This is a genomic window from Streptomyces sp. NPDC036813 (genome assembly GCF_055609245.1).
Genome location: NZ_JBVJPV010000011.1, coordinates 24,425 through 47,704, shown reverse-complemented (window position 1 = coordinate 47,704; position 23,280 = coordinate 24,425). Strand labels below are relative to the sequence as shown.

The following is a 23,280-nucleotide window of genomic DNA, read 5'->3' as shown; positions in this document are numbered from 1 at the left end:
CCGCGTCAGCGGGTGAAGGTGCCCAGTTTGTTGGCGTCGAGGTGTTCGACGGTGACGCTCGTGGCCTTGCCGGAGTCGACGTGGAACGTGACGCCGGACAGGCCCACCGCGTTCTCGCCCTGGGTCCGGTAGCTGAACGTGTCACCGGTGTAGTGCGTGAGAGGGAACGCCATCTTGCGCGGGCCCAGGGTCATGTTCAGGTTGCCCTTGGCGTCACGGCTCACGGTCAGCGGTCCGTAGTAGTCGTTCGCGTAGGTGCCCGTGTACACGTCGTCGGCCTTGGCCGCCTTGGCGTCGGAGGGCGGCTTGGCGTAGTCGGTGGGAGAGGCGCCCGTGTACGCGGCCCCCTCCACGATCTTGCGATAGAAGGGCAGCCAGTCGACGGTCTGCCGGCCATGCCGGGCGATGTCGAGGAACGCCGCGGACACCGCCTCGGGCATCCCGATGGGCTGCCCGTTCGTCAGTGCGACGATGCCGAGCCGTTCGCCGGGCAGCAGGGTGACCGTGGTCGCGGCGCCCAGCTCGAAGGCACCGGAATGACTCAGGCGCAGCGCGCCGCCGTCGTCGTAACCGACGTTCCAGCCGAGGCCGTAGAAGCTCGGCGCACCGGCGGGGGCCCGCGGGGGATTGGGCACGGAGTGCGGGATGCGGGTCTGGACCAGCGCATCCGCGTCGACGAGTTTCTTCCCGCCGAAGACGCCGTCGTCCAGTTGCAGCCGCATCCACTTGGTGAGGTCGTCGACGCTCGAACTCGCCCCGCCGGCCGGCGCCTGACTGTCCGCGTTCTCGGTGACGGAAGGCTTCCAGTGCCCGTTCACCAGGACGTGGGCCGAGGCCTTGTCGGCGGCCTTGTCGTAGTCGGCGCGGCGATAGCTGGTGTGATCCATCCCGAGCGGCTTGAACAGTGTGTCGTTCGCGAGCTGCGGCCAGCTGGTCTTCGCCGCGGTGGCCACCGCCTCACCGGCCGCGGTGAGGCCGTAGTTGGTGTAGGCGTAGCTGGCGCGGAACGGGGTGAGCGGCTCCAGCCGCAGGTGCTGAACGATGTAGTCCCGCTGGTACCCGAGGTCCTGCAGCAGATCACCGGCGTGGTCGGGCAGCCCGCTGCGGTGCGAGAACAGGTCGGCGAGAGTCACGTTCGCGCTGACGTAGGGATTCTTGAGCGCGAAGCCCGGAACGTGCTTGACGATGGGATCGTCCCAGCCGACGACCTTGCGCCCCACGGCGCCGGACACGACGGTGGAGGCCAGCGGCTTGGACACGGACGCCAGCTGGAAGACGGTCCTGCCGTCGACCTTCCCGCTCTTGCCCAGCTCCCGGACGCCGAAGCCCTTCTCGTACACGACCTTGTCCCGGTAGACGACCGCCACGGCGACGCCCGGCACGCCGGTCTGCCGCATGGCGTTCTGCACGAGCCCGTCGAGCTGCCCCACCGCCGCCTTGACCCGCTCCGGCGTCAACTGGGGCGGCGGCTGCTTCGGCGGGGTGGGCGCGAGTGAGGCGGTGGAGGACGGGTCGTCGCTGGCGGCGGCGGTCAGGCCGCTGCACCCGGACAGCACGGCGCCGAGCGCCCCCAACTGCACGACGGCCACACCGACCCGCACGGGCCGGCACCACGTGCGCGCACCCGCTCTCCTGCGATTCTGCTTCGGCATGCTCCGCGTTCCTCACGCTCAAGTGGCCCTCAGGGGCAACGGCCGGCGCCGCTTCCATGCTTGCGGCAGCGGCGCCGGGCGGCACTCGGGGGTCGCCAAGTGGGTGAGGGAAGGGGGCCGCGTGAGGCTCAGGCGTCGGCCAGGCGGAAGTGGACGACGGCGACGTCGTCATCGGGACGGATGCCGGGGTAGTGGTACCGCAGCCGGTCGTGCAGCGTGGCGAGATCGCGGAACCCGTCGGCGACGGCATCCTCCTCGGTCAGCTCACCGGCCTTCTTGTGACGGAGCGCCGTCACGACACCCGGGAGCACCACTTCCTCGTCCAGCTCGAAGACGAGGTCGACCGGACCGGTGGTGACGGAAGCCCTCCGCCGCACCGTGGTCGTCTTGCGCCCCGAGCGGACGGCGTCCAGATAGTCCCGGTGGAAGGGCAGGAACTGCGGGGCCGACGCGGGCCGGCCGGCCTCCTCGGAGGCGGAGGCGGAAGTGGACGTGGAGGCGGCGGTGGAGGTGGAGGCGGCGGTGGAGGCGGCGGCCAGGTGATCCGCCCACACGTAGCTGTGCGGCAGGAGATCTGCGACAGCGATACCGCGGACCCCGTCGTCCGTGGGCACGAGGACACGGATGCCCGGATGACGGTCGAGAAGGACCTGCCGGTCCCGCCCGCACGGCGCGAGCACACCGCGCCCGTTGTCGCCGACGGCGACGATGGCCGCCAGCTCACGCGCCCCCGCGGCACGGGCATGCCCCAGGGCCACGAGCTCCGCACAGGGCCCACCGGTGAAGTGATAGAGGTTGATCCCCCCGAACACGCGCCCCCGCACATCCCGCACAGCGGCCCCGACGGTGTGCACCTCCCCGTCCCCGTGCTCCTCCACAATCCGCCGAGCGAACTCGACCAACTCCAGGTCGTCTTGGGGGAGATGCTGCAAGTTCTGGATCATGGACAGCAGCCTAGGGCCGTGCCTCCGGGTGGTCAGCTGAGTATCCGTACTCATGTGGCGCCGCAGCGGCGCCTGACAGGCTCCCGGTATGAAGGACGGCAGTGGGACGCTGACGGTCCTGCATCTCCTCCTGGTCTGGGCGATGACGGCGGCCGCGGTGCCGACGCTCGGTGCGGGGCTGCTGGCGTTCGGCTGGGCCGGCGGTCTCGGTGCGGCGGCCTTGGTCCTGGCGTTCGGCGTGCCGCTGGTCGTGGGCCTGCTGGCCATCGCGGCCCTGCCGATGAGGACCGTCCTGCCGTTGTACGGCTCCTTGCCCCGGCGGCTGGGCTGGGCCGTCCTGGTCTTCGCCCTCGGCACGCCCGGCGTCCTGGCAGGCCTGGCCGCCTACGGCAGGGACGTCGACCTGGGCAGCGCCGGCACCCGGATCGCACTGACCGGGGTGCCCTACGCCGTGGCGGCGGCGTTCTTCGTGCCGAGCAGATGGGTGCGGCTCGGGGCCGTGGCCGCACTGGCGGGCGCGGTGGCCTACGGGGGTTTCATCGGCCCGGCGCAGGCGCGGCAGGACCGGCACGAGGCGGAGGTCGCGCGGTACCGCGAGCATCCGCAGCTCCTGTATCTGGGCGACGCACCGCCGGGCCTGCACGTCTCCCACGCGGTACTCGCCCCCGCCACGTTCGTCGTCGACTACCGCCCCGTCCGGGAGGGCTACGAGACGGGCTACGTCGGCCTCGTCGTACGCGCGCCGTCCGCCGAGACCCCCCGATGCCCCGAACCCCTGGAGAAGAACGTGACCTGCAAGGTGGACGCCCACGGCGAGATGGTGAGGATCCGCGACTTCCCCGGCGGAACCCGCGAGATCACGCTCACCCGCCGCCGCGGGAAGGCGGAGGTCGAGGTCGCCAGCCAGACGGTCGCCGAGCCGGGCCTGCGGCGTCTTCTCGACACTCTGCACCCGCTCTCGGAGAGGGAGTTGGAGGATCTGATGCGGGAGAAGCGGATCGACCAGCAGCTCTGACCCCCGACGGCCCCCCTCACTGCGCCCCGGGCCGGCCGGAAGAAGGCCCCGCCTCACCCGGTAAGGTGCCGATCTTCGGCCGGCGAAAGCCGTACGGAGTCCTCGAAGGCCGGGTCACTCATGCATCCCGCACGCCGCCGCCTCACCGCTGCCCTGGACGACCTCTCCGCCACCTTCGGCGGCATGACCGCGCATCCGGACGAGCGCAACTGCGAATGCCACTGGGGCAGTGCGGAGGAACTCGCCCTCCTGAAGACACCGGACGTGGAACTGGAGCCGGACCTCCTGCGCCGGACCTGGCAGGCCGTCGACTGGACGGACCACGCGGCCGTACTGCGCCGCATCCTGCCGCAGTTCGCCAGGGCCCTGGTCGCCGGTCGCGTGGAGCCCCTTTCCGGACTGGAAGAGGCCGGATACTCCTTCGCCCGCGGCCGCTGGCAGCAGTGGCCCGACGAACAGGCCGAGCCGGTACGGGAGTTCCTGCACGCCTGGTGGGTGCAGAGCCTCACGGATCCGGATGCGCCCGTTCGGGCGCACCAGGTCTTCGCGATGTGCGCCGAGGCATCCGGAACGCTCGGCCCCTGGCTTGCCGACTGGGAGACGCAGACCGGGCACCTCAGCGACCGACGCCTCGCAGAGGCGGCCGCGGCGTGGGAGTACGAGCTCCTGGGAGACCGCCTGCCGTGGCACGTCGACTGGTACGAGCACGACGAGGAGCAGACGCGCACGGAACTGGTCGCCTGGCTCCTCGACCACGCCGCGGCACGCCTCCGCGAGCCGGCCGCTCCGCAGGCTCTGCAACACCGGATACGCCTGCTCGCCCTCACCGACGAGGCCCGCTGGACGGACCCACACTGGCCGGGCCACGGCTACTGACCGCGGACATCACCGCCGCGTCGATCTCATCGATCTCGCCCCCGCGATGACCGGCTGGGCCACCTGCTGAATGACGACACCCGCTTCAGGAGTTTTCTCCGAAGGGGCCTGCGACCTGCGGAAACGCTCGCTCCCGGTCGCCTGGCCTGGGAAAACACTCCGCTGTAGTCCTCGTGTGTTCCCTGGGTTTCCGGCCTCATGTGTGCTGGATCCGTTCCGGCTGGGGCGGTCGGCAGAGGGCGATCTCAGAGACGCCGGCGCGCGTGGCACCAGGAGTAGCGTGGCAGGTGCGAGGCGGTCCCGTTGTCGCACCTGCCCTACAGACGGGTGGTCCCCATGACCAGCTCGGATACACCTCCTGTTCCCCGGCGTCTGCCCAGCGGTGTCCACGAGGCCGTTCGGCCGGGCTGTGCGCTTCTCCGGCTGGAGACGACCGCATCACGTGAAGGTGTCCTCGATGGTGCGTGGTGGCCGCGCTCGCGCGACATGGGCGCCGAGCTGCCCGCGCTGCTGAGTGCGCTCATCGCCCACCTCGGCCCCGTGACCCGCGTGGGGCTGGACACCGCGGCTTGGGAAGGTCTCCCGACGCGCGTCCTCGTGGACGACCGCGTGGTGCGCGTCGATTCCTTCCCGGTCGGTGACGACACGGTCTTGATCACTCGGGGCGACAGGGACATCTTCTCGCTCCTCGTGGTCCCGCCGGATGCGGCACCGGACGCCGCCCGCGCCGCGATGGCCCAGGCGGTCCGGGCGGCCAACACCAGCCAGGCGGAACAGATCCTCATCGACACCGGGAGCGGGCGCGGGGGCTGACGGATCGACACTGGGCGTGACTGGCGCAACGGTGCCGGACGGCGGGGGCGAGAGGTCCCCGGCGTCAACTCGACCATGAGGAGGTTCGCGTCACCGCCCGGATGGCAAGGTTGGTCACCTACGGTGAACCACATCCCGGCCTCCGACGGCCCCGGCAGGTCTCTCAGGTAGGACACGCGCGTGCCGGAGCGGTGCTCCGGCACGGTGGAGGCTGGCGAGGGCCAGCCGGTAGGAGGCGATCAGCCCGGTCTCCACGTACTCCAGCCCCAGTTCCTGGCAGTGGCGCCGCACGATGGTCCGGGCCCTCCGCAGATTGGGGCTGGGCATGCTGGGGAACAGGTGGTGCTCGATCTGGTGGTTCAGCCCGCCCAGTGCGATGTCGGTGAGCCTGCCGCCGCGCACGTTGCGTGAGGTGAGCACCTGGCGACGGAGGAAGTCCGGGCGGTCCTCGCCTGTCAGGATCGGCATGCCCTTGTGGTTGGGCGCGAAGACGGAACCCAGGTAGACACCGAAAAGACACTGGTGGACGGCGAGGAAGGCGATCGCCATGCCGGGCGGCAGCAGCCACAGCAGCACGGTCAGGTAGAGCACGAAGTGCGCGAACAGCAGGACGCCGTCGAGCGTGCGGTGCTTGAGCGAACGATTGGCCAGTGCCTTCACGCTCGACACGTGCAGGTTGAAGCCCTCAAGGGTGAGGAGCGGGAAGAACAGGTACGCTTGCCGGCGGCCGATCAGGCGGGGGAGCCCCTTGGCGGCCCGCGCCTGCTCCTGGGACCAGACCAGCAGGTCGGGGTCGAGGTCGGGGTCGAGATCCTCGTGGTTGGGGTTGGCGTGGTGGCGGGTGTGCTTGTCCTGCCACCAGCCGTAGCCCATCCCGATCCCGGCACCGGCGATCCGTCCGGACACCTCACTGGCCCGGCGTCGGCGGAACACCTGGCGGTGCGCCGCGTCATGGGCGAGCAGGGCGACCTGGCCGAAGACGACGGCAAGGAAGGCGGCGACCGCCAGAGTCCACCAACTGTCGCCGATGAGTGCGACGGCGGCCCACCCACCGACGTAGAGCCCGGCCACCACCGTGGTCCGCAGCGCGTAGTAGGCGGGACGGCGCCCCAGCAGCCCGGCGGCGGCGATCTTTCTCGACAGTCGGGCGAAATCGCTGCCGGACGCCTCCGAGGGCGGGGGGCGGACCGTGGTGTTACTGCTCATGATGGTGAAATCTCTCCGAAGAAGGCCGGTTGGCTCGGCGCCGCCCCGGGAGCCGCTGGGACCGGGGCGCAGGCGAGCCTTTCGTCCTCCGTGGTTGCGGACACATCACGCGACCACGGAGCTGGGAGCGTCTGCTTCCGTCCGTCAGCGGCTGCTGCGCAGGCCCTCTGTTTCCGGCGGGTACCCCGCCGCGGGGGTCTCACACCGTGTCAGACGGGCGGCCGGAGCGGGTCTGGCCGCATTCGGCAGAACAAACAGGCTCGGGCCGGTGAAACGGGTCCCGCTGATCGCTGATGAGCGTTCGCCGCCCGGCCGGTCAAGCCGCGGTCTCGGTGACGAGAACGGCAACGGTGACCGGACCCGGGGCGTCGGTGGCCGCCGCGTAGGCCACGGCGGCCCGGACGGCGCGCGCGACTTCCAGGGGATGGTGTCCGGGGGCGACCGCGAGGTGGACCTCGACACGCCGGCCGGGTGGGTCCGCATGGTCCTCCGTCTTGACCGGGCGGCTCCCCAGCACCGTGGTCAGGCCGGCGACGCCCGGAACCCCCGTTGCGACGCCTGCCAGGCCCCCGACGGGCCCTCGCGGGAACCCGGCTCCGGTCACCGCGAGCCGGCTCCGTGCGTCTGCGGCCGCGGCCGCGGCTGTGCTGTGCGGCGTGGGCGTCAGGGGTCGCGTCTCGGTGCCTGTCCGGGGGACCTCGTGGAGGTCCGTGACGCGCAGGTCGGCTGTCACGGTTGTCAGACCGAGCCGTCGAGCGGCCGCGTCCAGCAGCCTGCTCCTCAACCGGTCGGCGGTATCCGGCAGTGGCCGCCCGAGTGATGCCGAGAACGCGGCTTCGATCCTGAGCGGACCCGGCGGCATGGCGCTGGCCGGCGGACGGACGGCCGGCTCGGACACGGACTCGAGCGGCGCCGGTCCGATGCGCAGAGACTCCAGCCGCACCCCGGGAATCTCGCTCGCGGCCCGACCGAGGGCCTGGACGGCCGCTTGCTCGGTGATCCATGTCCCGTCGTCGGGCCCGCCGAGCGGGAGCAGTCGGCCCAGGCCGAACTGGTGCCGTACCGCCTGCGTCCACGCTTCGGTCTTCACCGGCCTCTCACCCTCTCTCAGGCGACTCGTCGGACCCTCGCGCCTCGCAGCGTTCCATTCCTGCAGTCCTCGATAAAGAGAATATAATTGGAAATATGCGGGCCAGGTGGGCCTTTGAGGGAGGAATATCCCGATGACTGAGAACACCGGCGCAAGGCATGGTGGCGCTCCCGCCGATCGTGGCCGGACGACGGTCGCCGATGTGGTGGTGGAGAAGATCGCCGGAATGGCGGCACGGGACGTGCCCGGCGTCCACGCCCTGGGCAGCGGTTTCGCCCGCTCGATGGGATCCATGAGGGAGCGGATGCCCGGCGCCGGCAGCGGCAAGTCCGTCACACGCGGAGTCAGCGTCGAGGTCGGAGAGCTCCAGGCGGCCATCGACCTGGAGATCGTCGTCGACTACGGCGTCTCGATCACGGACGTCGCCGGTGAGGTGAGGGAGAGCGTGATCTCCGCGGTGGAGCGGATGGCGGGACGCGAAGTCGTCGAAGTCAACATCACGGTCAGCGATGTGAAGCTCCCCGACGAGGAGGACGAAGGGGAGGAACGGCAGCGGATCCAGTAGCCGGGGCACAACAGCCCGAGTGAGCGAAGGGGCGCGTGATGAGCAGAGCCATGGTGGGCCTGATGGCCGGAATGGCGCTGGGTTTCGCCGCGTATTTCGGTGACTTCTGGGCGTTCTTGCTGGTGCTCGCCCTGGGCGTCGTCGGTCTCGTGGTCGGACGGTTCATGGAAGGTGATCTCGAACTGGGTGACTTCGTCCGCCGCCGGGACCGGCAGGAGCGGATCCGCGACGACCGGCGACGGGCTCGGGGAGACTGGCGTCAGTGACCGGTGAAGCGGAGCGGCGTCCGGCCATCCCCCGCAGGGAGCGCGGGGCGACCACCGTCGCCGACCGTGTCGTCGCGAAGATCGCTTCCCGCGTGGCGCGCGAGGCGCTGAGCCGCTTCACCGAGTCGGTCGGCCACGTACCGCCGGGCGTCCGGACGCCCCACGTGACCACTTCCGTGCGGCGGGCACCGGAGCGGCAGACCGCAGGGCCTGACGGCGAGTCCGCCGCAGGACGACGGGCGGTGCTCGGCGAGGCACGGCTGCACATCACCGTCGAGCTCGGCTATCCGTCCGACATCGGGGCACAGTGCGCCGCCGTGCGCAGGGAGGTCACCGAACGGCTCAGGACATGGTCCGGTATGGACGTGTCACATCTCGTGGTGTCGGTCGGGCGGCTGCACTCGGCGCATACGCGGCACGCGGGCGAGGAGAGGGTGAGATGAGCGCGGACACCCGGGGGCGGCCGGCCGGTGACAGCGACCCTCCCCCCGGACTCGGAAAGGCGGACCCCTCCGCGGACGGCAGTCGGGGCAAGGACCCGGCCACGGCCGGCTCGACACCGGCGGTCGAGGCATCGGACCGGCGGGTGCGCCGTTTCTGGTCGACGCGGCGGGTGCCCGCCGTCTTGGTGGCGTTGTTGTCCGCCGCGGCCACCGGACTGCTCCTGTACGACGTGGTCTCGGTCCGGGCGGGCCGGTCCGGGATGCGCTGGCGGCGGCGGCTCGCCGAGGAACTGGCCGCCCGACCGCTGGACGACGTCTGGATGATCATCGGGGCCGCGGTCGCGATGGTCCTTGGCCTGTGGCTTTTCCTGCTGGCGGTGACGCCGGGGCTGCGCAGGCTGCTGCCCATGCGGCAGCCCGCCGGCAGCCCCGGGAAGGTCCGCGCCGGGCTCGACCGCCGCGCAGCCGGCCTGGTTCTGCGCGACCGGGCCGTGCGGGTGCCCGGTGTCCAGTCGGTACAGGTCGCCGTCGGCCGCCGGAAGGTCAAGGCCCGGGCGCGCGTCCATTTCCGCGATCTCGAGGAGGTCCGCGCGGACCTGGACGCCACGCTGGGCGAAGCCGTGGCGTTCCTGGGTCTCGCCCGGCAACCCACGCTGGCCGTGCGCGTCCGGCGCCCGAAGAAGGGCTGAGGTGATCCCGGTGCTCAAGGCGGTGAACCGGGTGCTGCTGGGGCTTCTCGGCCTCGCACTGTTCGCCCTGGGCGGCGGTGTGCTGCTGGGCGGGCTGGACATGCCGCGCCACTGGGGCTTCGGCCTGCCGGGCTGGTGGCCCTTCCGCGGGCCCCACGACGTGGTGCTGGGCACCGAGGGACGCACCCGGTGGCGGGAGGAAGGCTGGTGGTGGCCGACCGTCATCGCGGTGCTCGCCGTGCTGCTGGTCCTGCTGCTGTGGTGGCTCCTCGCGCAGCGCAGGCACCGCCCGGGCGGCGTCGTCGTCGACAGCGGGGACGGGGCGCCGGCCCGGCTCGACGGCGGCACGCTGGAGGACGCGATCGAGGCGGAGGCGCGGGACCTGGACGGGGTCGCACGGGCTCATGTACGGCTGACGGGCCGAAGCACCTATCCGGCCGCGCGCGTACGGCTGTTGCTGGAGCCGCACGCCGATCCTGCGGGGACGCTGGGGCGACTGAGCCGGGAAACCCTCTCCCACGCACGGGACTCGGCCGGCCTGGAGACCCTCCCCTCGAAGGTCCGGCTCAAAGAGGTCCGCCACCACGCACGACGCGCCGACTGATCCCCGGGGCCGGACGCCCGACGGGGGGACCCGTTCAGCCCCTCCGGGGGAGAGGGAGACCCGGCTCCGGGGGAGAGGGAGACCCGGCCCTACGAGGGAGGAGGAGACCTGGCCCGCGGCGCGGGTCTTCACGACCGCCCGGGAGCCATCCACGCCGCGGTTCCCTCAAGGGAGGCATCCCGCCATGGCCCTCTTCCTGACCCTGCTCGTCGCCGGAGTCGCTCTGATCGCCGTCGGGGCGAGCGTCGGCGGCATGCTCTATCTGACCTCCGCCGGTGTATTGCTCCTGATCGCCGATCTGCTCTACGTGGCGACCCGTTCCGTGTGGCGATCTGGTCGGCGCCCGGCCCGTTGAGGCCGCGCCCCTCCCGGCCTCGTCGCACGGAGCAGACGGTCGGAGCCCGTGTCCGTGAGCAGTTGTTCGGTCTGCGGCGAGGGGTGGTGCAGCAGCAGGGACGCGTGGGTCTCGGCGGCGTGCCGTGACACGTCGAGGAAGACGCGCAGGCCGCTGCTGTCACAGCGGTCGACGGTGGTCAGATCGACGTCGATGAGGGTGATGCCGTCCCGCAGGCACCGCTCCAGAGCTGCGCGCACCTGGGGCGCGGTGGCGGGGTCGATCACACCGGCCAGGGTGACCAGTGCCCGCCTGTCCCGGTCGTGCCGGTAGATGTTCAGCTGTGGAAGAGTCATGACGCCTCGGTTCGGCTGCTGCTCAGATGCCCCCGGTCCGCGGGTCCCGGCCGCGTCCCGCCCGGTTCGGGGCCCGGGGGTACGCCGGCGCGCTCCGCCGTGGAGTGAGCCGACGGTTCCGAGGCGCGGCCGGGCGGCCGGCGGGGAGCCCGGATGATCACCTGTGGTGCGTGGTACGGCTGGGGGACGCTGGGGCCGCGGCGGCCGGGCCGGGGGGTGCTGTACCGGTACGCGGCGATCCTGTCGGCGTGCTGGATGTCGAGCCGGTGGATCACGTACGCCGCCACTGCGGCGAGGACCAGGAAAGCGATGGCTGTCAGGAAGGTGTTCATGGCGGCCACCTCACATACCGATGACCAGCCGGCTGCCCGGCCCCGGCCTACTGGTCTGTCCGGGGACGACCGCGGACACCGCCGCGGCGCCGCCCTCGTACTCCCACGCCTCCTCCGGCTCCAGTGGCCGGTCGGTGGCCGGGACGCCGTGCCGGGCCTCCTCCGTCGCGATCAGCGCGCTAGCGGTCAGGGGTGGGCCGTCGTACTCGGACGCGGCTGCCATCAGCCGGGCCGCCGAGTCCGCTCCGGTCTCGGGCGGGACGACGAGGAGATCGAAGCGGCCGGTGCCGTAGGAGAGCAGCAGCAGCTTGTGCGGGTCGATCTCCGGGGTGAACCAGCCGACCTTGACGATGTGCCCGCCCACGGGAATCCTGCCGGGGATGACCGGCCAGTGCTCCGGGTTGACGGCGATGCGGGTGATGCGGCCCCACAGGGGGTCCAGCACGTCCGTGAGTGCCGGCAGTTCGCTCAGCAGATCCCGTGACCGGGGCCACCAGGCTCCGTCCAGGAGTCCCCGGGAGGTGCCGTCGGTCTTCAGTGCGAGACGCGCGGCCGGGGCTGCGACGGGCTCGGCGTGCGGCAGGGTGGGAAACAAGGTCGCCGACATGATGCGGACCCGTCTCCGGGCCGCCTCCGCGGCGGCCCGGGTTTCATCTTTCGCCGGGGACGACCCGGCGTGGAAGCCGGTGTGCGAGATGCCCTCGGTACTGCCCAGACTACTCCGCGTTTCCCGGCGGCGAGCAGCGGCGGCCGCATGGAGTGGAGTACCGGCCTGGTGATCTCCCGGCAGTGCCTCAGCGCGTGCCGGAGTCCCTCGGACTGTGTTCCGGGGCCTGGTGCTGCCACCCGGCGCGCGGGAGACGTCGCCGTTCCGCGAGGAGTGTTCACGAGTGGGGCGGTTGCTTCTTGGTTACGAGTCCGCGCGGCTTCTGCTGCGCCACCGTCGGGCCGGACGGTGGCGCACCGGCGTGACCGCTCGCCGGGCCTGACACCGGCCTGTACTCCTCCCGGCCGGCCGGGTGGCCGCTCTGCTGGGGGACGGACCCGAGCCCTGTTCCCTGCCCCGGCGTCGGCACATCGCGTCGACTGGCACCGCGCCGAAGGAGGTGAGGCAGGAACGTGTAGAAGCGGTCGGGAAGGAACACGGCGTCCGCGACGATCATCGTGCCCGAGAAGAGCGGCAGTCCGAGAACCACGGCGATGGCGACGTGCATGCCCAGCAGCACGGCCAGGACGGGGTACTTGAGCCGGCCGAAGAGCACGAACGGAAAGGCGACCTGGGTGAGAACGGTCAGGTAACCGACGACCGCCATCGCGAGCTGATACCGGTCCATGACGTGGGAGAGCGCGGGCCACGGCTGGAAGAGCTCCAGGTTCAGCACATAGTGCAGGGCGGTGCCGTCGTCCCAGAACGAGCCCTGGACCTTGTACAGACCGGCCGATCCGTACAGGAAGCAGACCTGCGCCGCGATCACGAGGACGCCGCAGTTGTGCACGACGGTGACCAACGTCCGGCGGGCCGCACGCAGGTCCTGCGTGACAAGGCTCCGCGTCCGCGCACCGTCCGTGCGCCCCGCCTTGATCCGCTCTCGGCGTGCGTCCAGCGACCAGCGCCGACCGCACGCGGTGAGCACGAGGTAGAGGGCCATCAGGAGCAGGAGATTGTCACCCCCGTCCGTCATGAAGATCGCCCTGGCGTGGAAGGAGACCACCACGGCGGCGAACAGCACGGACGTGGCCCGGGTCCGCCAGCCCAGCATGAAGAGCACGGACGTCAAGAGGGCCAGCACGTAGCAGAGCTCGAAGTAGGCACGGCTGTCCGACAGGATCAGGAAGCTCCACCAGCCTGTCTGGTCGAAGAGCTGTGCCGCCAGCGCGGGTGTCCACGGGGAGTCGGGACCCCAGATTTCGTACCGGTGGGGGAACTCCCGCAGGAGGAAGGCCAGGTAGAGCAGCCCATAACCGATCCGCAGAACCGACGTGGCGTACAGGGACACCGGTCGGCCGGTGAGAAGGTCCCAGACGCCCTCGGTCCGTGCGAGGAGCAGACGGTGGACGGCGGCGGGGACCGGTGCCCCGCCCACGGACCCGCCTGGTACGGCCGTGGTGGCCGGGAGTTCGCGGACCTGCTCATTTCCCATGGGGGGTCACCTTCCACCAGGGCAGGAGCCGGTTCTCCACCGGCGTGGGCGGCCGCCGCCCGGCCGCCGTGCCGGGCGCGGCGACGGGTGCTGTGACGACCCGGAGCTGGATGAACTCGAACGTGCCTCCGCGGTGACCTGCGACGCGGTCCGCGGCGATATTGGTCAGGTACTTCTGCATCATCACGGCCCGCGGCGAGCGTGCCGTGTCGTCAGCGCCGTGTGTGTCGACGTAGGAGGTCCAGGCACGGCGCAGGAGGTTCTGAGCCGTGTGGCTGGGAAACGGATCGTGTTCGACGGCGGCACGATCCAGGGCGGTCAGGTCGGTCCAGGGGCTGACCCGCGTCGAGCCGTCGCGCCCGGTGTGCGCGGTCCTCGCCCACACCCTGCGGTTGACGGAGTCGGGATTGGGGGCGAAGAGCCGCCAGTTCTGTTCGAAAAGGGGGTACACCCACGCATCGACCTGCCGGCTGTACCGCTGCGAGACGGGATTGGGAGGCGCCACATGGAGGAAGACGGCACCGAGATGAACCAGGGTCGCCATCAGGCACATGAGGACGGCGGTGTGCAGTCCGGCTCTCACGGCCCTGGCACGGAGGGGCTGCTTGCCGGGTGAGGCAGTGTCTTCCTGCCACTCTGCCGGGAGCGGGGCGACGGCATGGCGCCGCCGGCTTTCCCTCGCGCGCGCTGAATCAATTCCGCTCGACACCGCCCACCTTGCTTTCTCGTGTCCGTTTGCCCGGTCTCGGAGGTTCGCGTGACCGGCGCCGCCGGCGCGCGGCGGAATCCGAGGGACCCGCCGCGCGCCGCATCCGGTGTACGGACCTCTCGCGCCTGGCCGACTAGCCTTCGTGGCCTTCCTGGTCGTCGGACTTCGGTGCGTTGCCGTAGCCGTAGTTGCCGTACTCGCTGAAGTCGCCGTAGCCGTGGCCGTTGTTCTCGTCGGGGCGGTCACCGTGGCCGTGGCCGTTGTTCTCGTCGGGGCGGTCACCGTGGCCGTGGTCAGGCTTTCCGGGCCCACCCTGGTGCTCATGGCCCGGCTTGCCGTTGTCGTCAGGCCCGCCGCCGTGGCCCGGTCCGCCGTGCTCGCCCGGCTTGCCGTCGTGTTCATCGGGCCGGCCGCCGTGCTGACCTGCGGTGTTTCCGGAGGTGACGTTGTTGCCCGCGGTGTTGCCCGAGGTGTTCCCGGCAGTGTTGCCCGAGGTGTTCCCGGCGGTGTTGCCCGAGGTGTTCCCCGCAGTGTCGCCGGCCGTGACGTTGACGATGGGCCCGCCCAGGAGACCACCGGTGACCAGGCCGCCGCTGACCAGGCCGCCACCGATCACACCGGCGGTGGTGCCGGTCGTGGTGCCGGTTGTCGTGCCGGTCGTGGTGCCGGTTGTCGTGCCGGTTGTCGTGCCGGTCGTGGTGCCCGTCGTGGTGCCGGTCGTGGTGCCGGTCGTGGTGCCACCGGTCGTGCCGGTCGAGCAGGAGTTGAGGAAGATGCGGTTGGTGTCGAGCGTCACCGCACCGTTGCGGGCCAGCGCCCTGCCCTCGATGTTCGTTCCCGTCGTCACGTGGATGTCCGTCAGCGCCATGATGGTGCCCACGAAGGTGGAGTGCGTCCCGAGGGTGGCTGAACTCCCGACCTGCCAGTACACGTTGCAGGGCGAGGCGCCGTTCGTCAGGAGCACGCGGCTGGAGGAGGCCGTCGTCAGGGCCTCCGGAATTTGGAACACCCAGACGGAGTTCGGGTTTCCTCCGGCGTCCAGGATCAGATCGCCGGTGAGCCCAACACCGGAGGAAGCGGTGTAGACGCCCGGAAGCAGCGTGGTGCCATTGCCGATTCCCGCCGCGAGGGCGAAGTCCGTGGCCTGGCCTGCCGCGTTGTTGTACGCCGTCACCAGGTCGGACTTGGCCTGCAGCGCCACGGCGTCGGCGGCGTGCACGGCACCGAGTACTTCACCGGGCGGAAAACCGGTGATGGCCGGGTTCGGGTGCGTTCCGAGGTCGTGGCTGATCACCGTGGGGCCGGTGTTGGTGACGCCCGCGCCCGCGAGAACGGAGAAGCTCGCCGCCGTGGCCAGCGGTACAGGCGTGGCGATGGCGACTGCCTGAGTAGGTGACAGGACGACCAGGGCGGCGGCGACCGTCGCGGCGAGGGCCGAGGCCAGCATGCCGGAGACAGTGCGGCGGCGAGCCATTTCAGGGATCTTCAGCTTCATCAGGAGGCCATTTTCTGTGGGGGCCGTGGCATGCCGGGCCCTAATCAAACGCCCGGGGAGCCTTGATCTGGTCGTGCATATTACGGAGGAATCTCCCGGGTTTCGCAGAAAAGGTGCGAGAGTCGTGATTTCGGGCATTGAGTCACCGAATGCAGGGCAATTCCTGGGGTCTTCATATATCCGATCATCCGCTGTGTTGGCCTGGTCCGGTCCCGGTCTCCGGGCGCCTCCCGGCCCACTGCTCGGACCGGTCGGGCGAGGAAAATGACAACGTCACAGTCCGTTTTCCTGCCCTGCGCACACGGGGGCGTGGCACGTGATCGACAGGCGACTTCCTGTGACAGCCTTCGGACCCGGCAGTGATGTGAGGTCGGAGGTACACACCGCTCATGGCGGCGAACACCACTCCCACGGTGAGGAGACGACGGCTGGGGGCCGAACTGCGCCGGCTCCGTCAGGAAAGCGGGCTGACCAGTGTGGAAGTGGCCAAGCGGCTCATGGTTTCACAGCCCAAGATCAGCCATATCGAGAACGGCCGCCGCGCCATCAAACCCCGCGATGTACGCGACCTCTGCGCCCTCTACGGGGTGACGGACCAGCAGGCGCTCGAGTCTCTGCTGCGCATGGCCCAGGAGTCCGGACTACGGGGCTGGTGGAACGTCTACGGTGACCACCCCCAGAGCGTCTACATCGGGCTGGAGACGGACGCCGCCTCGATCCACATCTTCGAGCCCGTGGCGATCCCCGGCCTGCTGCAAACCCCCGCCTATGCCCAGGCCGTCATCGAAGAATCGTTCCCCCCGGTTGCCGTCGAACAGGCCGCCCGGCGCCTCAACGTACGGCTGCGCCGCCAGCACCGGATCTACGACCCCGTCTCCCCGCTGCGCCTGTGGGTGGTCCTGGAGGAAGCGGCACTGCGCCGTCTTGTCGGCAGCCCCGAGATCATGCGCGAGCAACTGGAGCACCTGAACGCACTGGGGACCGAGCCCCACATCACCCTGCAGGTACTCCCGCACGTGGTGGGAGCCCACCCCGGTCTGTGCGGACAGTTCTCCGTCCTGCACTTCGCCGACGGTCCCCAGGCGGGGGTGGTGTACCTGGAACGCTTCACCAGCGACCTCTACCTGGAGAAACAGTCGGACGTACAGCACTACGGCATGTTGTACGACCACCTCCAGGCCCAGGCCCTCAGCCCCGACGACACGCGTGACTTCATCCGCGGCGTCATCAAGTCCTGCGTGGCGACCCGACACCACTGCTGATCGCCGGGACCCGGTGAGACGGAAGCCAAGACGGACAAACGCCCGAGGGCCGGGCCGCTTCCGCGGTCGGGCCCTTGCCCGTCGCACGACCGCGCGGTGGCCGCGGCTCAGGAACCGGTGCCCACGGCGGTGGCTGGGCGCTCGTGCCCACGGCTGCCGTAAGCCGGCCCGGCCGGCGGCGGCCACCCGGCGGACGAAACGCCGCTGCCACGGCACCTCCACGGCACGCGGGTGGTGGTTCCGCCGCACCCAAGCGACCGCCCCCTCGGGATTCATCTGCTCGTAGACGCACATCGCGCCGAGCACCCGTCAGGCGCACCCGGTCCCCGCGGAGAGCCCTCGGACCGGCGAGGGACGCCACGAGCCCGAGGAATGACCCCAGGGAACCACCTGGAGGGCTGACGCCCGGAGGGTTGTCCCTGCTGAGCTGGCGCCCCGCCTTCAAGGCGGTCGGGGCGGTGCCGCCCGTCGGGGTGCATCTCCGGCAGTGGTGTCCGCCGATTCTCCGCTGGCGCCGTTAGGGTGCGCGGCATGGCCCGTACCCGGCTGTACCGCGACGGTTCCCTGGTTGAGGAGGACTTCCCGGTCCGGGACATCTCCCGGCACCTGGCGGACTCTTCTGCGACCGTGTGGTTGGATCTGTACCGCCCGGACCGCGCCGCGTTCACGGCGGTCGGCGAGGAACTCGGTCTCCATGAGCTGGCTCTCGAGGGCGCGCTGCACGAGGGGCAGCGGGCGAAACTCGACAACTACCGCACCCATCACTTCCTCAGCGTCTACGCGGTCGCCGTCGACCCGGACAGTGCGGGACTGACGATGAGCGAGCTCGCGGTCATCCTCACGCCGCAGGCACTGATCACGGTCCGCAAGGACGCCGCGTTCGCCCTCGACGAGCTGGTCGCCCGCTGGGACCGCACCCCGGCTCTGACAGCGCACGGGGTGGCGTTTCTGCTCCACGGTCTGCTCGACCATGTCGTCGACGGGCACTTCGCCGCGGTACGGCAACTCGACGACCGTATCGAGGAGCTGGACGATCTGCTCTTCGCCGAAGGCGGCCGGCAGGTCCAGACCGTACAGCGCCAGTCCTACGCTCTGCGGAAATCACTGGTCCGGCTCCGCCGCGTGGTCCTGCCCATGCGGGAGGTCGTCAACGCCCTCATGCGCCCCGATCTCGACATCGTTGATGATTCCTTGCTGCCGTACTACCGAGATGTGTACGACCACGTGCTGCGTGCCGGCGAGTGGACGGAGTCGCTGCGCGACCTAGTGGCTTCGGTGATGGAGACCAACTTGTCCGTGCAGGCGAACCGGATGAATCTGATCATGAAGAAGGTGACGAGCTGGGCCGCGATCATCGCCGTGCCCACGGCGATCACTGGCTTCTACGGACAGAACCTTCCCTACCCCGGCTTCGCACACCAGTCGGGCTTCATCGTTTCCAGCGCCGTCATCGTCGGTGTTTCTCTGACGCTGTACTTCGTTTTCAAGCGCTGGGAGTGGCTCTGACCGCATACTCTGCCGCGTGCTCGTCGGCAACGTCCGCTCGACACGTACGGGCACGTCTTCCCTGACCGCCTCGACGAGGTGTCGAAGGAGATGCACACATATCGCACAGCTCCCCACCTCCGCCCGCAGCCCGTGTGTGCTGCGAGTGCGAAAGCCCTCCCGTCCGCCGGACGGGAGGGCCTCTGACCAGGTGTTTATCTGTGCCCCCGGCAGGATTCGAACCTGCGACACCCGCTTTAGGAGTTTTCCCGGGGCAGGGCTGTGACCTGGGGAAACGTCGGGGATAGGGTGCCTCGCCCAGGAAAACACCACTCTGTAGTTCTCACGGGTTTACGGGGCTTCCCGGCCTCATGTGTGCTCTATCCGTTCCCTCGGGGGCGGCCGAGGGAGCGGGTGATCTTGCAGACCTTGATGCGTGTGGCGCCAGGAGTAGCGTGGGAGCTGCGGGGCGGAGTCCCGTCGTCGCACCGGCCCTACAGGCGGGTGGTCATCATGACCAGCTCGGATACACCACCTGTTCCCCGGCGTCTGCCCAGTGGCGTCCACGAGGCCGTGCGGCCGGGATATGCGCTTCTCCGGCTGGAGACGACCGAATCACGCAAAGGCGTGCTCGACGGCGCGTGGTGGCCGCGCTCGCGCGACATCGGCGCCGAGCTGCCCGCCCTGTTGAGTGCCCTCGGCGCCCACCTCGGCCCCGTGGCCCGTGTGGGGTTGGATGCCGCCGCCTGGGAGGGTCTCCCGACGCGTATCGTCGTGGACGACCACGTGGTGCACGTCGATTCCTTCCCGGTCGGTGACGAGACGGTCCTGATCACCCGGGGCGACCGGGACATCTTCTCGCTGCTGGTCGTCCCGCCCGACACGGCACCGGATGCCGCCCGTGCCGCGATGGCCCAGGCGGTCCGGGCGGACAACGTCAGCGACGCGGAACAGATCCTCATCGAAACGGGGAGCGGGCGTGGTCCTGTGGGCTGACGGGGCGGCGCGGGGCGCGACCGGCGTACGGCTCGACCGGCGCACCGGCGCCCTCCGTCCGGCGGGCCGTTCCCTGGGGCGCTTCTGCCGACGTCAAGCCCGCTGAGGGCGCGCCCCTCCCGGCCTCATCGGATAGAACAGACCATCGCAGCCCGTGTCCATGAGCAGTCGTTCGGTCTGCGGGGAGGGGTGGTGCAGCAGGAGGAATGCCTGGGCCTCGGCGGCTTGCTCTGACACGTCGAGGAAGACGCTCAGGCCGCTGTCGTCACAGCGGTCGACGGTGGTCAGAGCGACGTCGATGAGGGTGATGCCGTCCCGCAGACACTGCTCCAGAGCGGCGCGCACCCGTGGCGCGGTGACGGGGTCGATCACACCGGCCAGGGTGACCAGCGCCCGCGCGCCCCGGTCGTGCCGGTAGATGTTCAGCCGTGGAAGAGTCATGACACCTCCGTTCAGATGCTCGGATCCTCGGGTGTTCCAGAGCCTGCGTCCACGCCCCGGGCTCGCGTCGCCGCGGGCCGGGTGGGTGGTGGGGCTGGGCGGTCGGACGCCCGGACCCATGGTGCGGGGTGCGGCTGGGGCGCGCCACGGCCACGGCGATCGGGCCGGGGGGTGCTGTACCGGTACGCCGCGATCCTGTCGGCGTGCTGGATGTCGAACCGGTGGATCACGTACGCCGCCATTGCGACGAGGACCAGGAAGGCGATGGCCGTCAGGAAGGCGTTCATGGCGGCCACCTCACGTACCGATGATCAGCCGGCTGGCCGGCCCTGGCGGACCGGTCTGTCCGGTGACGGACGCGGACACCGCCGGGGCGCCGCCCTCGTACTCCCATGCCTCGTCCGGGTCCAGTGCCTGGACGGTGGGGGAGACGGCGTGCCGGGCCGCTTCCGCGGCGATGAGCGCGCTCGCGGTCAGGAGCGGGTCGTCGTGGGCGGATACGGCTGCCATCAGACGGGCCGCCGACTGCGCCCCGGTCTCGGGCGGAACGACGAGGAGATCCCAGCGGCTGGTGCCGTAGGAGAGCAGCAGCAGCTCGTGCGGGTCGATCTCCGACGTGAACCAGCCGACCTTGACGATGTGCCCGCTCACGGGGATCTTGCGGGGGATGACCGGCCAGTGTTCCGGGTTGACGGCGATACGGGTGATGCGGCCCCACAGGGGGTCGAACAGGCCGGTGAGCGCCGGCAGTTCACTCAGCAGGTCCCGGGACCGTGGCCACCAGGCTCCGTCCAGCAGCCCGCGGGATGCGCCGTCGGTCTTCAGCGCGAGACGCGCGGCCGGGGCTGCGACGGGCTCGCGGTGCGGCAGGGTGGGGTACAAGGTCGCCGACATGGCGCGGACCTGTCTCCGGGCCACCTGTGCGGCGGCCCGGGTGTCATCCTTCGCCGGGGACGACCCGGCGTGGAAGCCGGTGTGCGAGATGCCCTCGGTACTGCCCACACCACTCCGCGTTCACTGGCGGCGAGGGGCGGTGGCCGCACGGATGTGCGGTACCTGCCGCCGTGCAACGGTGACGGACGGCGGGGACGAGAGGTCAGCCTCGCCACTCCACCATGAGCAGCGTCGCGTCGTCGCTGGTCTGTCCGCCCCGCGCCCGTTTGAGTGTGTGGGACAGGGAGCGCGTCACCGCCCGGATGCCGCGGCCGGTCCTCTCCATCTGGTTCACACAGTCGATCAGCTGGTCCTCGCCGAACTCCTTCCCGCCGCTCTCGTGTTCCTCGACCACGCCGTCGGTGAAGCAGAGAACTCGGTCCCCGGGCACCAGCCCCAGTTCGCTCACCCGAGGCTCCGAACCGCCCAGGCCGACGGGAAGGGTCGTCGGGGCGACCAGACGCTGTGCGACGCGGTGGTCGCGGACGAGGATCGGCGGCGGGTGTCCGGCGTTGACCCATTGCACCCGTCCCGTCGTCGTGTTCAGCTGCAGCATCTGCGCGGTGACGAACTGCTCGGGACCGAACTGCTCGGCCACGGCGCGGTCCATGAACGCGTAGATCTCCGACAGTCCGATGCCGGCGCGGCGGGCGTGGCGGTAGGCGCCGATGGCCACGGTGGCCATCGTGGCCGCGTCCAGCCCGTGCCCCATCGCGTCGATCATGACCACGTGGAGGACGTCGCCGTTCAGCGCGTAGTCGAAGCTGTCGCCGCCCACGTCGTAGGCGGGTTCCAGGATCCCGGCGACGGCGACCCGGGGCATGATCATGGCCAGCGGTGGCAGCAGGGACCACTGGATCTCCGCGGCGACGCTCATCCCCTCATCGCGTCGGACGTCGAAGAACAGGTCGGAATAGCCGTGCTTGGTCACCAGAAGGTCGGCCACCAGGCCGGAGATTCTGAGCAGCAGGCGGCGGTCGTCGTCATCGACGCTGTCCAGCGTCACCGCCATGACCCCCACCTGGTCACCGCCGTCCAGCAGGGGCAGATGGACCCGGACGCCGTCCTCCTGGGGCACCTCGACAGGGACGGCGTCGAGAAAGCAGCGGCCTGCCTCGGAGTCGTCGATCAGCTGGGGTTCCCCGCCGGTGAGTCCCTCACCGGGCAGCGGTACGAGCACCAACTGGCCGTAGTCCTGCAACAGCACCTGCGGACGGCGGCCACTGAGCCGCTCTGTCACGTCGGCGACCAGGGGCCCGATGAGATGGGGCGGGAGTTCGTGCGCGCTGTCCAGGATCGTTCCGAGGAGCGCTTCCCCGAAGCTTTCGGACCGGTCCGGGCGCCGTCCTGCCGCCATCCCCTCCCCTTCCGCGGTCACGCTTCGGGAGGGGGCGGGCCGGGATGACAACGGATCTGTCGGTGCCATGGCTCCATCATGCGGTCGTGGATGCCCGGCCCGCCGGTCGGGCGGAGCCGGCCGGGCTGCTCACCTGGGTCCGGCTCCTCCTTCCGACTCCCATGCATCCTGTCCGTCGAGGCCGCTCTCGGCGAGTGCCAGCAGGCGCGAAGCCGGCAGTGGGTTCGCCGGGCCGGCAGCAGCGGTCAGCAGCCAGGTGGCCACTCGGGCGGGCTCGTCCGGGGGGCACCAGCAGTTCCCAGCGCCCCACGGTGCCGCAGTCCACGGTGACGGCATGCGCTTCGGCGGCGGAATCGGTCAGTACCACCTCGATCACGTGGCCGGGTGCCATCACCTCCTGCGGGGCATCGGGCCAAGCGGCCGTCCCGACGGTCACGCGGGTGATGGTGCCGATGCCCGGATCCAAGGAGCCGACCAGTACGGGCAGCTCCAGTTCCAGTGCGTCGCAGCGCGGCCACCATGCGCCGTCCAGCGGGCCGTGGCTGACGTCCGGCGTGAGGCGCAGCCGGGGCAAGGGCATGCGGTAGGAGTGTCCGTCACCTGGCGCCGTAGCCTCGGCGGGCTTTGTGGTGGCGTTCATCGTGCGATCCCGTTCCGGGCCGTGCGGTTTCCGGCTGCCCGTGTCGTGTCACTCGCCGGGAACGGCGCCGCCGTCATTGTGCGCCCGGAAGTTCTCGGTATGGCCAGATTACTCCCGGCTGTGGCAGGCGGTGTGGCGCGCAGCCATCGCACTGCCGCATCATCGGCGTGCCAAGGGCTGTCCTTCGGCGGACAAGGTCAGCACGCAGGGGGCCACGGTGCCGAGCAGCCCGACGACCTCGCCCATGTTCTGCCAGCCCCAGGAGGAGAAGGCGGCTCGTGCTCCCCGGTCGGCAGGGTGAAGCAGGGTGACTCCGAGGGAGGAGTGCAGGTCTGTGAGGAGACGCTGTTGCAGGCGGTGGGCGATGTCGCGGTGCTGAACGTGCGGATGGGCCACGACCTGGGTCAGGACGACGAACCGCGCGCAGGAGGGGAGCCGCTGGATGATCTCCTGGAGCGTTCCGCCGCCCTGCCGGCCGTCGGAGCCGTGAGAGCCCACCGGAAAACCGAAGGCGCAACCGACCAGCACCGTCGTCTCGACGACCAGCAGGGCGAAGCCGCCGCCTGGTCCGTGCCGGGGGGAGGGGAGCCGAAGAGGCCTCCCCATCGCCACAGCGCGGTGGGGAGGCCCCTTGCG

Annotated in this window: 28 protein-coding genes and 2 pseudogenes; 12 read left to right on the top strand and 18 right to left on the bottom strand. The window is 70.5% G+C overall.

All coding sequences use genetic code 11. From position 1 onward, the window contains the following. Nucleotides 1–5: 5 nt before the first annotated feature. The 3 genes and pseudogenes from ACZ67Q_RS22765 to ACZ67Q_RS22755 all read right to left on the bottom strand — a co-directional run. A complete protein-coding gene (locus ACZ67Q_RS22765; protein WP_471184985.1) occupies nucleotides 6–1,652 on the bottom strand; it encodes a serine hydrolase in 1,647 nt (548 codons plus the stop codon). Nucleotides 1,653–1,780: 128 nt separating this feature from the next. Beyond that, nucleotides 1,781–2,206: an ASCH domain-containing protein gene (locus tag ACZ67Q_RS22760; protein WP_471185493.1), complete on the bottom strand. Its 426-nt coding sequence runs from the start codon at nucleotides 2,204–2,206 to the stop codon at nucleotides 1,781–1,783. After that, nucleotides 2,192–2,596 (bottom strand): annotated as a pseudogene (locus ACZ67Q_RS22755) (cytidine deaminase family protein); the annotation flags it as partial. The gene ACZ67Q_RS22760 and the pseudogene ACZ67Q_RS22755, both read right to left, overlap by 15 nt. A gap of 88 nt (nucleotides 2,597–2,684) precedes the next feature. Here ACZ67Q_RS22755 and ACZ67Q_RS22750 point away from each other — a divergent pair. The 3 genes from ACZ67Q_RS22750 to ACZ67Q_RS22740 all read left to right on the top strand — a co-directional run bounded on the left by ACZ67Q_RS22750 (nucleotide 2,685) and on the right by ACZ67Q_RS22740 (nucleotide 5,300). Continuing rightward, entirely contained in the window at nucleotides 2,685–3,611 is a 927-nt protein-coding gene (locus ACZ67Q_RS22750; protein WP_471184982.1) for a hypothetical protein, read from the top strand. Between the two features lie 120 nt (nucleotides 3,612–3,731). Then, the gene (locus ACZ67Q_RS22745) at nucleotides 3,732–4,487 is read left to right on the top strand and encodes a hypothetical protein (protein ID WP_471184980.1); all 756 of its coding nucleotides are present in this window, start codon (nucleotides 3,732–3,734) and stop codon (nucleotides 4,485–4,487) included. 336 nt (nucleotides 4,488–4,823) lie between these two features. Then, entirely contained in the window at nucleotides 4,824–5,300 is a 477-nt protein-coding gene (locus ACZ67Q_RS22740; protein ID WP_471184978.1) for a DUF5994 family protein, read from the top strand. Nucleotides 5,301–5,414: 114 nt separating this feature from the next. Here the strand turns inward: ACZ67Q_RS22740 and ACZ67Q_RS22735 are convergent, their stop codons facing one another. Then, complete coding sequence (locus tag ACZ67Q_RS22735; protein WP_471184975.1) at nucleotides 5,415–6,506, bottom strand: fatty acid desaturase family protein; 1,092 nt, start codon at nucleotides 6,504–6,506, stop codon at nucleotides 5,415–5,417. Nucleotides 6,507–6,822: 316 nt separating this feature from the next. Continuing rightward, nucleotides 6,823–7,596: a hypothetical protein gene (locus tag ACZ67Q_RS22730; RefSeq protein ID WP_471184972.1), complete on the bottom strand. Its 774-nt coding sequence runs from the start codon at nucleotides 7,594–7,596 to the stop codon at nucleotides 6,823–6,825. 133 nt (nucleotides 7,597–7,729) lie between these two features. Between ACZ67Q_RS22730 and ACZ67Q_RS22725 the strand changes: the two genes are divergently transcribed. The 6 genes from ACZ67Q_RS22725 to ACZ67Q_RS22700 all read left to right on the top strand — a co-directional run bounded on the left by ACZ67Q_RS22725 (nucleotide 7,730) and on the right by ACZ67Q_RS22700 (nucleotide 10,518). Next, the gene (locus ACZ67Q_RS22725; RefSeq protein ID WP_471184970.1) at nucleotides 7,730–8,161 is read left to right on the top strand and encodes an Asp23/Gls24 family envelope stress response protein; all 432 of its coding nucleotides are present in this window, start codon (nucleotides 7,730–7,732) and stop codon (nucleotides 8,159–8,161) included. A 38-nt stretch (nucleotides 8,162–8,199) separates the two neighbouring features. Continuing rightward, nucleotides 8,200–8,427: a hypothetical protein gene (locus ACZ67Q_RS22720; protein ID WP_471184967.1), complete on the top strand. Its 228-nt coding sequence runs from the start codon at nucleotides 8,200–8,202 to the stop codon at nucleotides 8,425–8,427. Next, entirely contained in the window at nucleotides 8,424–8,870 is a 447-nt protein-coding gene (locus ACZ67Q_RS22715; RefSeq protein ID WP_471184965.1) for an Asp23/Gls24 family envelope stress response protein, read from the top strand. The genes ACZ67Q_RS22720 and ACZ67Q_RS22715 overlap by 4 nt, the downstream gene beginning before the upstream one ends. After that, nucleotides 8,867–9,559 (top strand): DUF6286 domain-containing protein, encoded by a 693-nt coding sequence (locus tag ACZ67Q_RS22710; RefSeq protein ID WP_471184963.1) that lies wholly within the window; start codon nucleotides 8,867–8,869, stop codon nucleotides 9,557–9,559. Before ACZ67Q_RS22715 ends, ACZ67Q_RS22710 begins: the two co-directional genes overlap by 4 nt. Before the next feature lie 10 nt (nucleotides 9,560–9,569). Beyond that, the gene (gene amaP, locus ACZ67Q_RS22705) at nucleotides 9,570–10,163 is read left to right on the top strand and encodes an alkaline shock response membrane anchor protein AmaP (RefSeq protein WP_471185491.1); all 594 of its coding nucleotides are present in this window, start codon (nucleotides 9,570–9,572) and stop codon (nucleotides 10,161–10,163) included. A 184-nt stretch (nucleotides 10,164–10,347) separates the two neighbouring features. Beyond that, the gene (locus ACZ67Q_RS22700; protein ID WP_471184962.1) at nucleotides 10,348–10,518 is read left to right on the top strand and encodes a hypothetical protein; all 171 of its coding nucleotides are present in this window, start codon (nucleotides 10,348–10,350) and stop codon (nucleotides 10,516–10,518) included. Here ACZ67Q_RS22700 and ACZ67Q_RS22695 read toward each other — a convergent pair. From ACZ67Q_RS22695 to ACZ67Q_RS22670, 6 genes are all read right to left on the bottom strand, one after another. Next, nucleotides 10,467–10,853 (bottom strand): STAS domain-containing protein, encoded by a 387-nt coding sequence (locus ACZ67Q_RS22695; RefSeq protein ID WP_471184959.1) that lies wholly within the window; start codon nucleotides 10,851–10,853, stop codon nucleotides 10,467–10,469. The two genes, ACZ67Q_RS22700 and ACZ67Q_RS22695, sit on opposite strands and share 52 nt — an antisense overlap. Continuing rightward, on the bottom strand, nucleotides 10,850–11,185 hold the full coding sequence (locus ACZ67Q_RS22690) for a hypothetical protein (RefSeq protein ID WP_471184956.1): 336 nt from the start codon (nucleotides 11,183–11,185) through the stop codon (nucleotides 10,850–10,852). The genes ACZ67Q_RS22695 and ACZ67Q_RS22690 overlap by 4 nt, the downstream gene beginning before the upstream one ends. A gap of 10 nt (nucleotides 11,186–11,195) precedes the next feature. Beyond that, on the bottom strand, nucleotides 11,196–11,900 hold the full coding sequence (locus ACZ67Q_RS22685; RefSeq protein ID WP_471185488.1) for a DUF5994 family protein: 705 nt from the start codon (nucleotides 11,898–11,900) through the stop codon (nucleotides 11,196–11,198). 169 nt (nucleotides 11,901–12,069) lie between these two features. Next, a complete protein-coding gene (locus ACZ67Q_RS22680) occupies nucleotides 12,070–13,326 on the bottom strand; it encodes an HTTM domain-containing protein (RefSeq protein ID WP_471184954.1) in 1,257 nt (418 codons plus the stop codon). Further along, nucleotides 13,316–13,870, bottom strand: a complete 555-nt coding sequence (locus ACZ67Q_RS22675; protein WP_471184952.1) for a DUF5819 family protein — start codon at nucleotides 13,868–13,870, stop codon at nucleotides 13,316–13,318. The genes ACZ67Q_RS22680 and ACZ67Q_RS22675 overlap by 11 nt, the downstream gene beginning before the upstream one ends. A 298-nt stretch (nucleotides 13,871–14,168) precedes the next feature. Beyond that, a complete protein-coding gene (locus tag ACZ67Q_RS22670) occupies nucleotides 14,169–15,530 on the bottom strand; it encodes an ice-binding family protein (RefSeq protein WP_471184949.1) in 1,362 nt (453 codons plus the stop codon). Nucleotides 15,531–15,919: 389 nt separating this feature from the next. On the opposite strand from ACZ67Q_RS22670, the gene ACZ67Q_RS22665 reads away from it, so the two are divergent. Then, nucleotides 15,920–16,792, top strand: a complete 873-nt coding sequence (locus ACZ67Q_RS22665) for a helix-turn-helix domain-containing protein (protein ID WP_471184947.1) — start codon at nucleotides 15,920–15,922, stop codon at nucleotides 16,790–16,792. A 174-nt stretch (nucleotides 16,793–16,966) separates the two neighbouring features. Here ACZ67Q_RS22665 and ACZ67Q_RS22660 read toward each other — a convergent pair. Beyond that, nucleotides 16,967–17,059: pseudogene (locus tag ACZ67Q_RS22660) on the bottom strand (protein-tyrosine phosphatase family protein); the annotation flags it as partial. Nucleotides 17,060–17,323: 264 nt separating this feature from the next. Between ACZ67Q_RS22660 and ACZ67Q_RS22655 the strand changes: the two are divergent. Continuing rightward, a complete protein-coding gene (locus ACZ67Q_RS22655) occupies nucleotides 17,324–18,298 on the top strand; it encodes a magnesium transporter CorA family protein (RefSeq protein ID WP_471184944.1) in 975 nt (324 codons plus the stop codon). 492 nt (nucleotides 18,299–18,790) lie between these two features. Then, nucleotides 18,791–19,273, top strand: a complete 483-nt coding sequence (locus tag ACZ67Q_RS22650; RefSeq protein WP_471184942.1) for a DUF5994 family protein — start codon at nucleotides 18,791–18,793, stop codon at nucleotides 19,271–19,273. Between the two features lie 93 nt (nucleotides 19,274–19,366). On the opposite strand, the gene ACZ67Q_RS22645 is transcribed toward ACZ67Q_RS22650, so the two are convergent. From ACZ67Q_RS22645 to ACZ67Q_RS22620, 6 genes are all read right to left on the bottom strand, one after another. Beyond that, nucleotides 19,367–19,714 carry an STAS domain-containing protein gene (locus ACZ67Q_RS22645; protein WP_471184940.1) on the bottom strand — a complete coding sequence of 116 codons (348 nt, stop codon included), beginning with the start codon at nucleotides 19,712–19,714 and terminating at the stop codon, nucleotides 19,367–19,369. A gap of 11 nt (nucleotides 19,715–19,725) precedes the next feature. After that, a complete protein-coding gene (locus tag ACZ67Q_RS22640) occupies nucleotides 19,726–20,001 on the bottom strand; it encodes a hypothetical protein (RefSeq protein WP_471184937.1) in 276 nt (91 codons plus the stop codon). A 10-nt stretch (nucleotides 20,002–20,011) separates the two neighbouring features. Next, complete coding sequence (locus ACZ67Q_RS22635) at nucleotides 20,012–20,716, bottom strand: DUF5994 family protein (protein WP_471184935.1); 705 nt, start codon at nucleotides 20,714–20,716, stop codon at nucleotides 20,012–20,014. 94 nt (nucleotides 20,717–20,810) lie between these two features. Then, complete coding sequence (locus tag ACZ67Q_RS22630; RefSeq protein WP_471184933.1) at nucleotides 20,811–22,004, bottom strand: PP2C family protein-serine/threonine phosphatase; 1,194 nt, start codon at nucleotides 22,002–22,004, stop codon at nucleotides 20,811–20,813. A 76-nt stretch (nucleotides 22,005–22,080) separates the two neighbouring features. Next, complete coding sequence (locus ACZ67Q_RS22625; protein WP_471185486.1) at nucleotides 22,081–22,584, bottom strand: DUF5994 family protein; 504 nt, start codon at nucleotides 22,582–22,584, stop codon at nucleotides 22,081–22,083. Between the two features lie 219 nt (nucleotides 22,585–22,803). Continuing rightward, complete coding sequence (locus tag ACZ67Q_RS22620) at nucleotides 22,804–23,250, bottom strand: hypothetical protein (RefSeq protein WP_471184930.1); 447 nt, start codon at nucleotides 23,248–23,250, stop codon at nucleotides 22,804–22,806. Nucleotides 23,251–23,280 lie beyond the last annotated feature (30 nt).

Coding starts and splice junctions, on each gene's coding strand:
- ACZ67Q_RS22765 (WP_471184985.1), bottom strand. CDS start 1,652: ATGCCGAAGCAGAATCGCAGGAGAGCGGGTGCGCGCACGTGGTGCCGG.
- ACZ67Q_RS22750 (WP_471184982.1), top strand. CDS start 2,685: ATGAAGGACGGCAGTGGGACGCTGACGGTCCTGCATCTCCTCCTGGTC.
- ACZ67Q_RS22745 (WP_471184980.1), top strand. CDS start 3,732: ATGCATCCCGCACGCCGCCGCCTCACCGCTGCCCTGGACGACCTCTCC.
- ACZ67Q_RS22740 (WP_471184978.1), top strand. CDS start 4,824: ATGACCAGCTCGGATACACCTCCTGTTCCCCGGCGTCTGCCCAGCGGT.
- ACZ67Q_RS22735 (WP_471184975.1), bottom strand. CDS start 6,506: ATGAGCAGTAACACCACGGTCCGCCCCCCGCCCTCGGAGGCGTCCGGC.
- ACZ67Q_RS22725 (WP_471184970.1), top strand. CDS start 7,730: ATGACTGAGAACACCGGCGCAAGGCATGGTGGCGCTCCCGCCGATCGT.
- ACZ67Q_RS22720 (WP_471184967.1), top strand. CDS start 8,200: ATGAGCAGAGCCATGGTGGGCCTGATGGCCGGAATGGCGCTGGGTTTC.
- ACZ67Q_RS22710 (WP_471184963.1), top strand. CDS start 8,867: ATGAGCGCGGACACCCGGGGGCGGCCGGCCGGTGACAGCGACCCTCCC.
- ACZ67Q_RS22700 (WP_471184962.1), top strand. CDS start 10,348: ATGGCCCTCTTCCTGACCCTGCTCGTCGCCGGAGTCGCTCTGATCGCC.
- ACZ67Q_RS22695 (WP_471184959.1), bottom strand. CDS start 10,853: ATGACTCTTCCACAGCTGAACATCTACCGGCACGACCGGGACAGGCGG.
- ACZ67Q_RS22690 (WP_471184956.1), bottom strand. CDS start 11,185: ATGAACACCTTCCTGACAGCCATCGCTTTCCTGGTCCTCGCCGCAGTG.
- ACZ67Q_RS22680 (WP_471184954.1), bottom strand. CDS start 13,326: ATGGGAAATGAGCAGGTCCGCGAACTCCCGGCCACCACGGCCGTACCA.
- ACZ67Q_RS22675 (WP_471184952.1), bottom strand. CDS start 13,870: ATGGCGACCCTGGTTCATCTCGGTGCCGTCTTCCTCCATGTGGCGCCT.
- ACZ67Q_RS22670 (WP_471184949.1), bottom strand. CDS start 15,530: ATGAAGCTGAAGATCCCTGAAATGGCTCGCCGCCGCACTGTCTCCGGC.
- ACZ67Q_RS22665 (WP_471184947.1), top strand. CDS start 15,920: ATGGCGGCGAACACCACTCCCACGGTGAGGAGACGACGGCTGGGGGCC.
- ACZ67Q_RS22655 (WP_471184944.1), top strand. CDS start 17,324: ATGGCCCGTACCCGGCTGTACCGCGACGGTTCCCTGGTTGAGGAGGAC.
- ACZ67Q_RS22650 (WP_471184942.1), top strand. CDS start 18,791: ATGACCAGCTCGGATACACCACCTGTTCCCCGGCGTCTGCCCAGTGGC.
- ACZ67Q_RS22645 (WP_471184940.1), bottom strand. CDS start 19,714: ATGACTCTTCCACGGCTGAACATCTACCGGCACGACCGGGGCGCGCGG.
- ACZ67Q_RS22640 (WP_471184937.1), bottom strand. CDS start 20,001: ATGAACGCCTTCCTGACGGCCATCGCCTTCCTGGTCCTCGTCGCAATG.
- ACZ67Q_RS22630 (WP_471184933.1), bottom strand. CDS start 22,004: ATGGCGGCAGGACGGCGCCCGGACCGGTCCGAAAGCTTCGGGGAAGCG.
- ACZ67Q_RS22625 (WP_471185486.1), bottom strand. CDS start 22,584: ATGCCCTTGCCCCGGCTGCGCCTCACGCCGGACGTCAGCCACGGCCCG.
- ACZ67Q_RS22620 (WP_471184930.1), bottom strand. CDS start 23,250: ATGGGGAGGCCTCTTCGGCTCCCCTCCCCCCGGCACGGACCAGGCGGC.